Raw genomic sequence first — 12,800 nt, 5'->3', positions numbered from 1 at the left:
TTTGGTGGCGAAGACCTATGATTTCATCATTGCCGGCGGTGGCTCGGCAGCTTGCGTCGCCGCCATGCGGCTGGTGCGGGATTTCGGCTTTTCCGTGCTGGTCATCGAGCGCGGGCCGCGCAAGACCGCGAAGCTGATGGCCTTTCCCGCCGGCTACATGAAATACCTCGCCCGCGACGATTTTCTTGAAATGCATCATACCGTTCCGCAGCCGCAACTCGGCGGCCGCGGGCCGATCGTTCCGGTCGCAAAGGCACTCGGCGGCGGCAGCGCCGTCAATGCCATGGTCTATATGCGCGGCCAGAAAGAGGATTATGACGGCTGGGCCACCCATCTCGGCCATGGGATAGAATGGTCCTATGCCAACATGCTGCCGCACTTCAAAGGGATCGAAGCCAATACGCGCTTCAACAACCGATATCACGGCATATCCGGCAACCTGCGCATCTCCGAGCCGGGGCATATTTCCGGGACGACAGAGGATTTCCTTTTAGCTGCACAGGGGCTCGGCCATCCCTATAATCCCGACTTCAACGGCGTCAGGCAAAACGGCGTCGGCATCATGCAGCACACTTTCGGCCAGTGGAACGGCAAGACGGAACGCTCCGATGCCAAGAAGGCGTTCCTCGATCCGCTTGCCGGCGACAAACGGCTGGAGATCATCACCGATGCCCGCGTCGACCGCATCATCATCGAAAACGGCCGCGCGACCGGTGTCACCTACACGCGCAATGGAGAAAGCCACACGGTCCGTGCCGAACGCGAAATCCTTGTCGCCGCGGGCACCTACAACAGCGCCAAACTGATGATGCTATCCGGCATCGGCCCGGCCGATCATCTGCGCGAACATGATATTGCCGTTACTCTCGATCTTCCCGGCGTCGGTGCCAATCTGCAGGACCATCATGAAGTCCCGGTCATCGCCACGACCAAAGCCAAATCCGGCTATTTCGGCGAGGACAAGGGTTGGCCGATGCTCCGCAACGGGCTGCAATATCTGCTCTTCAACTCGGGTCCGGTCACCACGACCGGCATCGAATCCTGCCTGTTCTACGATCCGGATGGCAGCGAACGCCCATCGATCCAGCTCTATTGCGCCCCGATCGTCTATCTCGACCGTGACGTCTCCTCCACCAAGCCAACCTATGGCGTCACCTTCACTTCCTGTCTCCTACGCCCGAAAGCACGGGGCAGCGTCAAGCTCCGCTCGGCCAACCCTGCTGATCAACCGTTGGTCGACTGCAACTTCTTTGGCGATCCAGACGACCTGCGCCTGACGCTCGCCTCATTGAAGGTCGCGCGGCAACTGCTGGAGACGGAACCGTTCAAATCGAAGATAGCGGACGAGGTTCTACCAGGCCGGGCGCTGCAGGACGATGAGGCCCTCGCCAAATTCGCCGGCCAGACCGTCAAGACGAATTACCACCCTTCCGGCAGCCTGCGCATGGGGCCGGACAATGATCCAATGTCGGTGGTCGACGGAAAGCTGCGCGTGCGCGGCATCGACGGCCTGCGGGTCATCGACTGCTCCATCATCCCCTTCATCCCCTCAGGAAATACCAATGCGCCTGCAATGGCGATCGGCTCAAAGGCGGCGGAAATGATTGGGAAGAGTTACTAAAGCCTACCTTGCCGCTAGAATTCCCAGGGCGATATGAGATCGAGGCCCGTTATTCGAAAGTCCGATAAATTGCGCGTCGCCAGACGGCCGCCATTGATGCGGGTAATAGCAGCAATCATGCCATCAGGAGCCGACATTGGCCGCCCTTGTCGCTCCGCAAGGCCCATAATCTCACCATAGGCGAGAGCCGCCTCTTCGGTGAAGCCGAAAATCCGATCGGCAAATCGACGCCGCCATTCAGATAATCGTTGCTCCAAACGTACTGCTCGTTGGTCCGGCATAATTTTATGGATACCGAAAGCAATCTCGGCAATCGTGATAGTAGGCAGTGCAATCTCTGCATCATGCCGGCCTAACCAGGCAATGACGGCTGGCTCGGGCTGCTTGCGGAGGGTTTCAGATATGACGTTGGTATCAAGAAATATCACAGATCAACTCCGTGATTGACTTGGCGCCTCTCTCGTATGACGGCCTCCAGATCAATATCCTCGTCCTCGCTCATGGACATCCGAGCATAGAAGGACGCTGCAGGCTCGCGGCCGGCCTCGCGAATTTCATAGGATTCTAGCGCGCGTTCAACGATATCGGCAATGGTTCGGTTCTCGCGTCGGGCAAGTCGATAAGCGAGATCACGCGCCTTAGCACTGCGGACGGACAGTTGTGGTTCAGCCATTTGGTTCTCCTATGCATGAAAGATAAGCCTCCATCGCTAAGCCATCAAGATGGCAGATGATGGCTAGCTGGCAAAAATGAGATATTCGGGAAAATTTGCATTGCCTCTCCGGCACTCGAAATAGCGAAATTCAGCGTTCTTTCGTAACGCTGTCCATTGCCATGCTCGATGACAAAAGAACCTATGCATTTCCAACAGTTGATCTTCCAGCAAGACCGCATCATTTTCGAGAATCAGAGACTAGTCCTGCTGCCGATGCCACTTCAATTGCTGGCTGAAGGAGATGGGCATCACCCACGGCATGACGGTTATGGCCGCCTGAAAAGAGCACACAGATGAATTTGCGCAACAAGACGCTCAGCGCGTCGGGATTTCATTCGCCGGAGCGCGGCATCATCGACGTTCTGGACGATGCGCTGATCGAAATTGATGCCGATGGTGCGATTACCGCCGTTCATCGTCACGGTGATCCGAATTACCGGAGCATTCGCGACGCGCGCGATGCGTCCGGCGAACTCGTGACCCTGCCGGCCGGCTTTTACATCTTGCCCGGCTTTGTCGATCTGCATGTGCACGCACCGCAATATCCGCAGCTCGGCGATGCGCTTGATGTCCCTTTGGAAGTCTGGCTGCAGAAATACACTTTCCCGCTGGAGGCACGCTATCAGGACGCCGCCTTTGCGCGTCATATCTATGGGCTGCTGGTCGATGACCTGCTGACCAACGGCACGACGACCGCGCTCTATTTTGCCACCATCCATCAGGAGGCGACGCGGGCACTGGTGGATATCTGCCTGGAAAAGGGTCAGCGCGCCCTGATCGGCAAGGTGGCGATGGACAATGCCGACGAGTGTCCAGACTATTATCGCGACCTCTCTGCGCAAGAGGCACTCGACGGCACGCGGGCATTGATCGACTACGTGCGTGGCCATCCGGACAATCGCGAAGGACGCGTTTTGCCGGTTGTCACGCCGCGCTTTATCCCCTCCTGCACGGACGCGACACTCGAAGGCCTCGGCGCCATTGCCAGGGAATGCGGCTGCCATGTGCAGACCCATTGCTCGGAGAGCGACTGGGCACATGGCTATGTTCTTGCAAGACATGGCATGACGGATACGGACAGCCTCGATCGCTTTGGCCTGCTTGGCCGCAAGACGGTCCTGGCGCATGCGAATTTCCTGACGGCGAAGGATATGGAAACAGTTCGTGCGCGGGAAGCCGCCGTCGCTCATTGCCCGCTTTCGAATGCCTATTTCGCCAATGCCGTCTTTCCATTGCGCGCCGCGCTCGAAAAGGGGCTGCATGTCGGTCTCGGCACGGACATTTCCGGTGGCCCGAGTGCTTCGATGTTCGAGAATGCCCGTGGCGCGATCCTGGCATCGCGGATGCTGCAAAGCGGCGTCGACCCGAACTTGCCGCCATCAGCCCGCTCGACGTTTGGCCCGGCTCAGATCGATTTTCGCGATGCCTTCCATATCGCGACGGCAGGCGGCGGCATCGCGCTCGATCTCCCCGTCGGGCAATTCACGCCCGGCTATCAGTTCGACGCCGTGCTCATCCACGCCGATGCCGAGAAAGGCACGGTGCGGCTATTCGAAGACCGCGACAAGGGCGAGCACATCCTGCAGAAAATCATCTACACCGCGTCGCGGCCAAACATCGCGGCCACTTGGGTTAGCGGCCGCAAGGTTTAGAAGCAGCAACGCTACGCGGCTTTGCTGATACGCACCGGAACCGACTTGTAAGACGGCGTGCCGCTTTCCTTGTCCTGATAGTCGATCGGGATCAGGCAGTTTGCCTCCGGATAATAGGCGGCGACGGAGCCCGGCGCGATGTCGTAGGAGATCGCCGTCAGCTTCAGCAGCCGCTTGCCGCCCGAAGGCAGCGCGGTCTCGATTTCCACGAGATCGCCATGCTCCAGCCCCTTCGCCGCCAGATCACGATCATTCATGAACAAGACGTCGCGGCGGCCGAAGACGCCGCGGTAGCGATCGTCGAGGCCATAGATCGTCGTGTTGTATTGGTCGTGGCTGCGGATCGTCGCGAGTTTGAGGATGCCGGCCTCGGCCACCGCGATATCCTCGTTGAGACCCCGGAACAGCAGGAACTCCGCCTTTGCCGACGGCGTCTTCCAGACGCGTTCGGTCGGCCCCAAAGGCAGACGGAAACCGCCCGGCACGCGAATGCGCTGGTTGTAACCCTCGAAATCGGGAAAGACGATTTCGATCTTGTCGCGAATGCGGTCATAATCGGCAACAAGCTCCATCCAGGCGACCTTGCTGTCCGGCAACGTCGCCTGCGCCATGCCGGCAACGATCGCCGGTTCCGAACGCAGATGTTCCGATGCCGGCTTCAGCTTACCGCGCGAGGCATGCACCATCGACATCGAATCTTCGATCGTCACCGATTGCGGTCCGGAGGACTGGATATCCTGCTCGGTGCGCCCAAGCACCGGCAGAATGATGGATTCCTTGCCGATCAGCAGTTGCGAGCGGTTGAGCTTGGTATTCATGTGGACAGCGAGCTCGAGTTTGCGCATGCCGTCGGCGCAAAGTTCCGGATCCGGTAGCGCGATGGAAAAATTGCCGCCAAGGCAGATCAGCACCCTCGCCTGTCCTTCCGCCATCGCCTGCATTGCCGCGACCGCATCGTGGCCGTGATGTTCGGGCGATTTGAAGCCAAAAGCGCGCTCGATGCCGGCAAACATCGCCGGATTCGGCCTCTCGCTGATCCCGACCGTACGATTGCCCTGCACGTTGGAATGGCCGCGCAACGGGCAGATGCCGGCGCCAGGCTTGCCGAAATTGCCGCGCAGCAGCAACAGGTTGGCGATCTGCTGCACATTCGCGGTGCCCTTGGAGTGCTGGGTAATGCCCATGCCGTAGGTGACGATGGTGGCATTCGATTTGACATAGGCCGCGGCGACCCGTTCCAAGTCCGCCCGCATCAGGCCGGATGCTCTTTCGATATCGGCCCATGCGGTTTGCCTGAGATCGGCGGCGAAGATATCGAAGCCGTTGGTGTGTTCGGCGATGAAGGCACGGTCGAACACGTCTTCCGACGTTTCGGCCGCCTCCAATACCGCCTTCATGATACCCTTAAGGGCAGCCGCATCGCCGCCGATCTTGACCTGATAGTAGGAGGAAGCAATCCGCGTCGAGCCGAAAGTGCTCATCTCGATCGCGTTCTGCGGATCGGCAAAACGCTCAAGCGCCCGTTCCTTCAGCGGATTGAAAACGATGATCGGTACGCCGCGCCGCGAGCATTCATGCAGCGTGCCCATCATGCGCGGGTGATTGGTGCCGGGGTTATGACCCATAGAGATGATCAGTTCGCAACGGTCGAAATCGTCCAGCGATACCGTGCCCTTGCCGATGCCGATCGATTGCGGCAGGCCGACACTGGTCGCCTCATGGCACATGTTGGAGCAATCGGGGAAATTGTTGGTGCCGTATTCCCGCGCGAAAATCTGGAACAGAAAAGCCGCTTCGTTGGAGGCGCGGCCGGAGGTGTAAAACTCTACCATGTTTGGATCCGGCAGGCTGCGCATGACCTCGCCGATACGGGCAAAGGCCGCATCCCATTCGATCGGTCGATAAGTATCGGTTGTGCGATCATACTCCAGCGGATGCGTGAGCCGGCCTTCGTTCTCCAACTCGTAATCGCTCCATTGCAGCAGCTCGGTCACGGTATGCTTGGCGAAGAACTCGGGCGTCACGCGTTTGCTGGTGGCTTCCCAGGTAACGGCTTTTGCGCCGTTTTCGCAGAACTGAAAGGTCGATGTGTGCTCCTTGTCGGGCCAGGCGCAGCCGGGGCAATCGAAGCCATCGGGCTTGTTGGTGCGCAGAAGAAGCAGCGGCGCTTCGGTGACATCCATCTGCTCGCGCACGGCCTTGGCGGTCGCCCTCAACGCGCCCCAGCCGCCGGCGGGATTGCTGTAAGTACGGATTCCCGGAACTTCACGCTTCTGCGCCATAGCACGCTCCTTTGGTTCGTCTCCTCACATTCCCGGAGTAAAGCTAGCCGATTGGTGAATATTTTCCATTCACTAAGCGGCAATGGGCGACGGAATCGTTGCGCACTGCATCCCGCAAGCATTGAGGCCTGATCGAAGCAAAAACCTCAATTCTTGAAGACGAAACAAACGCCGCCCCTTTGGTGGACCTGAGCGCAAACCGCATCCGCCTCATCACGCGTCTGCCGACCGATGCGGGCGGCATATCGGATGCGAAAGCCGAAGTCCGCGTTGCGCTGGCGCACGATGAGCGGCTTTTCTTCATTCAACGGCGCTGGAAGCTTGCTGACGTCTTCGGAGAAAAGCCGCCGGACGGTGTCGAGCTGGATGTGCTCCGCGAGCTGAGCACCCCAGGGCGCCCAGGGCCGCTCCTGCTCCAAAGCAACCTGCTTTAGCCGGCGGCTGCCGGCAAGCGCCATGCAAGCCTGCGCGAAAGGCTTGCCCTTATCGAGTTCCGGCGCGACCGTATCCGGCGGATCATCCTTCCATTGCTCGACGGTGTGCGCCGTAATCGCAATCACGTAGCTGCGCGTCTCATTGGGCAAATTGCCGGAATTGAGAAAATTTGCGAGGCCGTTTTCGCCGGCATTGTAGGCCGCTGCCGCCAAGCCGAGATTGCCGAAACGGTTGCGCAATTCATCCAGATATGCCGCCGCCTTGCTCAGCGCCTCCAGTAGGTCGTAGCTGTCCTGAACACCGCGCAATCTTGCCGTTCCCGGCATGAATTGCGCAATGCCTCGCGCGCCCTTCGGGCTGACGGCATCGGGACGGAACGTGCTTTCGCGCCAGATGAGCCTGGCCAGATAATCCGACGGCAGATGATTGACGTGGGCAAAATAGTCGATCGCGTCGCAGAGGTCGTGATTGTAGCTTTCCTTGCGGATGCAAAGTGTTTCGCCGGTGTCCGTGATCAAAGGCCCTGAGATGCAGGCCGGTGGCGGCGCAACGCTCCATTCAGATTGGGCCTTCGCGGGACAAACGGCCGACGCGACCAAGCCGGACGCAATAGAGAAACCTATGGCCCTTCCGACAAAGCCGGGCCGATTCTGGTTGACTGCCATCCCCGCGAAACCCGTTGGAAACCGTCAAATCGCTAGATTGCCCTCTTGATAGCATCGATGCGCGATGAGGAAAACCGGGAAGCTGCAAGAGGCTTCCGGATAGCCTCCGTTCGATTGAAGGTCTATGACCTGAATGCGTCGAAGATCAATGCCCGTAGCCATTGATGGGCAGGATCGGCATCCATGCGAGGATGCCAGGTTTGCGCGATGACGAAGCCGGGTGTGGCCACGGGCAGCTCAAACATCTCGATCTGCTTCGCGGCACCCGCTTGGCAATAGGAACGCGGTAGCAATCCGATAAGATCGGATGCTGCCGCGACGGCCATCACTGCCGGATAGCTCGGCACCACGAGGTTGACTTTTCGCGAGAGACCGAGTTCGGCAAGGGCTTCGTCAACCGGCCCCTTGATATGTCCTCGCCTGGAGGAAATGACATGTCCGCACGCTGCGTATAACTCGGGCGTTATAGGCTTCGCCTTCAAAAGAGGATGCCCTGCCCGCGCGACGCCGACAAAAGAGTCTTCAAACAGTGTCTGGCCACGCAACTCCGCGCCATCCCCCGAGATAACCCCGATGTCCAGGTCAAGCGTTGCATCTCTTAGCGGCTGAATTTCCTTGTTTGGCTTGGGTGCAAAACGCAGCCGCACGCCAGGCGCAGCATTCGTGGCGGCGACGCTTAGACGCGCAGCATGCAAAAGCACGAATGCCTCGTTGGCACGGATCGTGAAATCGCGCTGCAACTCGCGAATATCGATCGCCGGCGGCGGGCTTAGCACGGTCTGCACGGCCGCGGTCAGCGAACGCACTTGATCGGCGATCGCCTCCGCATGCGGTGTCGCGACCATCGCCCGACCCGCCGGAACCAGAATGGGATCGCGCAACGCAATCCGCAGCCTCGACAAAGTCCGGCTCATGGCGGAGGTACTTAGCCCGAGCTTTCGGGCGGCGGCCGATACGCTCCGTTCACGAAGCAAAACGTCCAAAGCTGGCAGCAGGTTCAAGTCTATATCGGGCATGGGTTGAGCTTAACAACGCAAGGCGTTGAATGCAACGGTCAGTTTCCTACGTTGCGTCTGGTGCAAACTATGGCTCCAGGATATCCATGGCTCAAACAAACGTACAAGGTGAGCCCAATGTCCGTAACATCACTCGCTGCCCCTACTTATGACGGCCTACCCTATCCGCGGCGATACCTGGCCGTCGGCGTGCTTCTTGTGACGCTCGTTCTCGTCGTGTTGGACGGCGCCATTGCGAATGTTGCGCTGCCATCGATCGCAGCCTCGCTTGGTGCCGATGCCAGCGACACCGTCTGGGTCGTGTCCAGCTACCAGCTTGCCGTGCTCGTCGCTCTCCTGCCCTGCGGCGCGTTGGGTGAAATTCACGGGCCGCGACGTGTCTTCCTGATGGGTGTCGCTCTTTTCACGGCTGCTTCGGCGGCATGTGCCTTCGCCGAAAATCTTCCCGTTCTGATCGCAGCGCGATTTGCTCAAGGGCTGGGCGCAGGCGCGATCATGGCACTGGGAATAATGAACCTGCGCTTTGCGGTGCCGCAGCGGCTGTTAGGAACCATCATCGGCATCAATGCGATGGTCATCGCAATTTCTTCGGCCGCTGGCCCAGGTGTTGCCGGGGCAATCCTCTCCGTGGCCAGTTGGCCTTGGCTGTTTGCCGTCAACATACCGCTTGGCGCAATCGTCCTCTTGTCCGGCGGGCTTCTCGGTCCTTTGCCAGGCGTGAAGCGACCGTTGAATGTCGCAGCACTACTGGCCAATACGCTGATGTTCATTCTGTTCTTCTCAGGCGCAGACCGGATAGCCACTGCGCCGATCAGCGGCTCCATCCTGATTGGCGGCTCTATTTTGGCCCTCGTCGCGCTGCTGCGCCTTGAGCGCAAGAGCGCTGCGCCGATTGTCCCGACGGACCTCCTGGCCGAACCTGCTTTTCGGGTTGCCGTCATCGCGTCAATCGCGTGCTTTACCGGTCAGATGCTCAGCTATGTCGCGCTGCCGTTCTACCTTCAGCACACCTTGCATATGCCGCCGGTTCTGACCGGGCTCTATATGATGCCCTGGCCCGCTGCGACGATTATCGTGGCCCCGATTTCGGGACGGCTGGCCGGTCGCATCAAGACGGCGTGGCTGTGCACCTCCGGAGGCGCGCTCCTGGCCGCAGGTCTTTTCATAGCCGGCCTCTGCCCGGTCGATCCGAGAGGAATTGGATTCCTGGTCGGGACGGTGATTGCCGGTATCGGGTTCGGTCTTTTCCAGACTCCGAACAACCGCATTCTCCTTCTCTCGGCACCGAAAGCACGCAGCGGCGCGGCGGGAGCCATGCAAGGCACGGCACGCCTTCTCGGCCAAACCTTCGGTGCCATTTGTATGTCGATCATTTTCGAAATCGTGCCGCAGGCAAGCGCGCCTGGCTTTGCGCTTGTTTTGGCGGGTATCTGCGCAGCAGTCGCGAGCTGCGTCAGCCTCAACCGGGCGCGCTATGAGACCGTCGGATAGAGGTCTTTGATACAGCCTCCGGTGCCCAAAACGGCACCTGAGGCCGTCAAACGGCATGTCACGCGCGGAATGTTTTCCCGAGTTCAGTGTCGGACAGGTCGTAATAGTGACGAAAATTATAGACCAAGGGAGACCACTTCTTCGGGTCGATATGGTCACTCTCGTCTTTCAAGAATTCTTCGCTGGCATGCACGCGCAAAATCTCGACGACAGCCACGAGGCCGCCGCCAAGTTCAGCCAGTTTCGTTCCGCCCATTTCATGACGTGACAAGACACGGGCTTCCATTTGGATCGGGCATTCTGCAGCGCACACCGGGCGAACCAACTCACTGTCGAGCCTGGAAAATCCGGCTGCTGCAAATTTGTCTTTCTCTGTCTTGAATTGTTTGGATTTCAGTTCGGGGACAGGGTCTTTGCCTGTCAGCGGCGCAAGCTTCTCGACCATCTGCCACATGGAGGGAGAAGGAAGGTTTACGACGCATTCCGGGTGCCGTGCGAGATTCTCCGCGAGCTTGGCATCATTCAGCAGACCCAGCGCCATCGTCCAACCAAGCGCCCAAAATGATGAGATCGGCGACAAATTTGTCGAACCATCCTCATTCAAGCTACTGATCAATGCGACCGGCGTCCCGAAATACAGGATCTTTGGCTCAACGTTTCTCATTTCATCCTCCTGAGCCGGATAGGTTCAGATCATCAATAGACGAATTTCAGCGAGGATGCTTCGGTTATGATCGAAGTGTGGTGGAATGCGGGATGCTCAAGCCCGCCTATTCCGCAAGGCGGCCACCGCGCATCGGCGTCGGTACGCCCGTCGTGCCGGGGAAGCTGATCGGCAGTCCGCGCAAGACGCGGACGGCTAGAAAAGCGAAGCATTCGGCCTCGACGGCGTCACCGCGCCAACCGAGTGTTTCCGCTGAAATCGGCTCGACGCCAGCACGGGTTCTGAGCATCGACATGATCGTCGGATTGCGGCGGCCGCCGCCGCTGACCACCAGCTTCTTCGGGCGGCGTGGCAGCAGATCCAAGGCCTTGCCGACGGCGGCTGCGGTAAAGGCGGACAGCGTCGCTGCGCCGTCCTTAAGGCCTAGCCCATCGGCCATGGAGGCACCAAAGTCGAAGCGATCCAGTGATTTCGGATAGGGGGCGCTGAGATAGGGGTGTTCCAGCAGCTTCGCAAGCCGCCCTTCATCCACCGTGCCAGCCCGACCGAGCGCGCCGTCCCTGTCCATCTCGCCGGCTCCATGAGATCTAACGAAATCATTGAGCGGCGCGTTGGCCGGCCCGGTGTCGAAGGCAACGAAATTGCCCTCCCCGTCCGACCAGGTAATGTTGGCGACGCCGCCGAGATTGAGGATGGCAGTATCGTCTCCGGCGCCGGCCCGCCGCAACAGGGCGGTATGATAGGCGGCCGCAAGGGGCGCGCCTTGACCGCCGGCGCGCACGTCGGCGGAACGGAAATCGTAGGCGACCCTAGTACCAAGGATGGAACGCATCAGCTCGCCATCACCGAGCTGGCGCGTATCGCCTTGGCGTTCCTTTTGCGGTGCGCGATGCAATACGGTCTGGCCGTGGAAACCGACGACGCCGATATCGGCCATGGTCAGCCCGTAGCCTTCGACGAGTTCCCGGACAGCGGACGACTGCGCCCGTGTCAAGGCTTCCTCGGTTTGCTTAAAGATTTCCGGCTCCGGCCCGTTGAAATTCCAGACCCGGGCCTGCGCCAACGTCTCTTCCAGCAATGTCCTGATCCAATCCGGATAGGGCGCCAGCACATAGGGACCGAACTCCTCGATCCGTTCACCATCCGTCTTGAGCAGAGCGACATCGATATTGCCGTCGAGAACGGTTCCGGTCATCAGACCGACGGCCCAGATTGGTTCCATGATCAAGCTCCTAAACTCTATTGACGAGATCGCCGACGGACTGGCGAAGCGCCACGATGCCGCTGTCGAAATGGCGTGTCGGGTGAATACGGTTGGTGAGCAAGGTCCACGCCCTGCCCTTGTCGAAATCGATCCAGAGACCGGTGCCGGTGAAGCCGGTATGGCCGATCGTGTCCGGAGAGCACAAGCCGCCGCCGGACCAGCCGTCATAGGGCCGCTCCCATCCATGCGTACGCGTGGCGGACAATGGCGTGCGCATCAACGCAATGGAGCGCTCGGACGCGCCGGAACCGGTGAGCAGACCCAAGGCAAAATCGAGGACCGAGCCTGCTGTTCCAAACAAGCCGGCATGACCGGCGCCCTGCAGGGCGGAGCAATTGTCATCATGGACTTCGCCTGAGAGAACGCGATGACGCCAGGTGCAATCCTCCGTCGCGGCGGCCTCATCGGGTGCAGCGGAGAAGGCAAAGCCCGGCCCGGCATCCATGTCGCGGATCGTTTGACCCGTCAGGCGTTCCAGCGCAAGCCCAAGCAAAATGAAGTTGATGTCGGAATAGACAGGCGGACCGGCCTGCCACTCACGCTGCAGAATGAAGGCGCGGAGCAGGTCGGGGTCGCGACCGTAGGTATAAAGCGGCTCGACAGCCGGAAAGGGTGTCTGATGGCCAAGGCATTGGCGGAAGGTCACCTTCCGCTCCCAGGCCGCCGCATCATATTGGTGCAGGTTCGGCAGCAACATAATCAGCGGCGCATCGAGATCGATCGTGCCGGCTTCCGCCAAGGCCAGGATGCGCGGCGTGGTGAAGATGACCTTGGTCAACGAGGCCAGATCGAACCAGGTATCGGCAAGCATTGGCCGCGTGACCGGAACCTTCTGTGCGGAACCGACCGCACGAACCATCCGATTGCCATCGCGGTCGATCATGCCGAGCACGCCGCCGGGAATGCGCCCGGCCGCAACGGCGGCATCAACGGGCTGGAATGCCCGATCGAAGCGTTGCGCGAATTCCGTATTCCCTATCGCCGCCATGCTCCAC

At 59.8% G+C, this 12,800-nt stretch carries 11 protein-coding genes; 3 read left to right on the top strand and 8 right to left on the bottom strand.

All coding sequences use genetic code 11. The features are described from left to right. Positions 1–4: 4 nt before the first annotated feature. Complete coding sequence (locus tag GGD50_RS14280) at positions 5–1,621, top strand: GMC family oxidoreductase N-terminal domain-containing protein (RefSeq protein WP_183937980.1); 1,617 nt, start codon at positions 5–7, stop codon at positions 1,619–1,621. A 14-nt stretch (positions 1,622–1,635) separates the two neighbouring features. Here GGD50_RS14280 and GGD50_RS14275 read toward each other — a convergent pair whose 3' ends face one another. Beyond that, positions 1,636–2,049: a PIN domain-containing protein gene (locus tag GGD50_RS14275; protein WP_183937978.1), complete on the bottom strand. Its 414-nt coding sequence runs from the start codon at positions 2,047–2,049 to the stop codon at positions 1,636–1,638. Next, positions 2,046–2,294 carry a plasmid stabilization protein gene (locus tag GGD50_RS14270; RefSeq protein ID WP_183937976.1) on the bottom strand — a complete coding sequence of 83 codons (249 nt, stop codon included), beginning with the start codon at positions 2,292–2,294 and terminating at the stop codon, positions 2,046–2,048. Before GGD50_RS14270 ends, GGD50_RS14275 begins: the two co-directional genes overlap by 4 nt. Positions 2,295–2,629: 335 nt before the next feature. Here GGD50_RS14270 and guaD point away from each other — a divergent pair, with 335 nt between their 5' ends. Then, a complete protein-coding gene (gene guaD, locus GGD50_RS14265; RefSeq protein ID WP_183937974.1) occupies positions 2,630–3,988 on the top strand; it encodes a guanine deaminase in 1,359 nt (452 codons plus the stop codon). An 11-nt stretch (positions 3,989–3,999) separates the two neighbouring features. Here guaD and GGD50_RS14260 read toward each other — a convergent pair whose 3' ends face one another. The 3 genes from GGD50_RS14260 to GGD50_RS14250 form a co-directional block, all read right to left on the bottom strand. Beyond that, positions 4,000–6,270: an FdhF/YdeP family oxidoreductase gene (locus GGD50_RS14260; RefSeq protein WP_183937972.1), complete on the bottom strand. Its 2,271-nt coding sequence runs from the start codon at positions 6,268–6,270 to the stop codon at positions 4,000–4,002. A gap of 146 nt (positions 6,271–6,416) precedes the next feature. Continuing rightward, positions 6,417–7,370: a lytic transglycosylase domain-containing protein gene (locus tag GGD50_RS14255; protein ID WP_183937970.1), complete on the bottom strand. Its 954-nt coding sequence runs from the start codon at positions 7,368–7,370 to the stop codon at positions 6,417–6,419. Positions 7,371–7,492: 122 nt separating this feature from the next. Beyond that, a complete protein-coding gene (locus tag GGD50_RS14250) occupies positions 7,493–8,386 on the bottom strand; it encodes a LysR family transcriptional regulator (RefSeq protein ID WP_183937968.1) in 894 nt (297 codons plus the stop codon). 189 nt (positions 8,387–8,575) lie between these two features. On the opposite strand from GGD50_RS14250, the gene GGD50_RS14245 reads away from it, so the two are divergent. Further along, positions 8,576–9,877 carry an MFS transporter gene (locus GGD50_RS14245; RefSeq protein ID WP_343069937.1) on the top strand — a complete coding sequence of 434 codons (1,302 nt, stop codon included), beginning with the start codon at positions 8,576–8,578 and terminating at the stop codon, positions 9,875–9,877. 58 nt (positions 9,878–9,935) lie between these two features. Here the strand turns inward: GGD50_RS14245 and GGD50_RS14240 are convergent, their stop codons facing one another. The 3 genes from GGD50_RS14240 to GGD50_RS14230 form a co-directional block, all read right to left on the bottom strand. Beyond that, positions 9,936–10,541 carry a flavin reductase family protein gene (locus tag GGD50_RS14240; RefSeq protein ID WP_183937964.1) on the bottom strand — a complete coding sequence of 202 codons (606 nt, stop codon included), beginning with the start codon at positions 10,539–10,541 and terminating at the stop codon, positions 9,936–9,938. A gap of 106 nt (positions 10,542–10,647) precedes the next feature. Continuing rightward, entirely contained in the window at positions 10,648–11,763 is a 1,116-nt protein-coding gene (locus GGD50_RS14235; RefSeq protein ID WP_183937962.1) for an anhydro-N-acetylmuramic acid kinase, read from the bottom strand. A gap of 10 nt (positions 11,764–11,773) precedes the next feature. Continuing rightward, positions 11,774–12,793, bottom strand: a complete 1,020-nt coding sequence (locus tag GGD50_RS14230; RefSeq protein ID WP_183937960.1) for a serine hydrolase domain-containing protein — start codon at positions 12,791–12,793, stop codon at positions 11,774–11,776. Positions 12,794–12,800 lie beyond the last annotated feature (7 nt).

Source organism: Martinezella paranaensis (assembly GCF_014200235.1).
GTDB lineage: Bacteria > Pseudomonadota > Alphaproteobacteria > Rhizobiales > Rhizobiaceae > Rhizobium > Rhizobium paranaense.
This window is presented reverse-complemented; position numbering and strand designations above follow the sequence as displayed.

Bases quoted from the DNA above. Each gene is read 5' to 3' on its own strand.
- GGD50_RS14270 (WP_183937976.1), bottom strand. From the start codon at position 2,294: ATGGCTGAACCACAACTGTCCGTCCGCAGTGCTAAGGCGCGTGATCTC.
- guaD (WP_183937974.1), top strand. From the start codon at position 2,630: ATGAATTTGCGCAACAAGACGCTCAGCGCGTCGGGATTTCATTCGCCG.
- GGD50_RS14260 (WP_183937972.1), bottom strand. From the start codon at position 6,270: ATGGCGCAGAAGCGTGAAGTTCCGGGAATCCGTACTTACAGCAATCCC.
- GGD50_RS14255 (WP_183937970.1), bottom strand. From the start codon at position 7,370: ATGGCAGTCAACCAGAATCGGCCCGGCTTTGTCGGAAGGGCCATAGGT.
- GGD50_RS14250 (WP_183937968.1), bottom strand. From the start codon at position 8,386: ATGCCCGATATAGACTTGAACCTGCTGCCAGCTTTGGACGTTTTGCTT.
- GGD50_RS14240 (WP_183937964.1), bottom strand. From the start codon at position 10,541: ATGAGAAACGTTGAGCCAAAGATCCTGTATTTCGGGACGCCGGTCGCA.
- GGD50_RS14235 (WP_183937962.1), bottom strand. From the start codon at position 11,763: ATGGAACCAATCTGGGCCGTCGGTCTGATGACCGGAACCGTTCTCGAC.
- GGD50_RS14230 (WP_183937960.1), bottom strand. From the start codon at position 12,793: ATGGCGGCGATAGGGAATACGGAATTCGCGCAACGCTTCGATCGGGCA.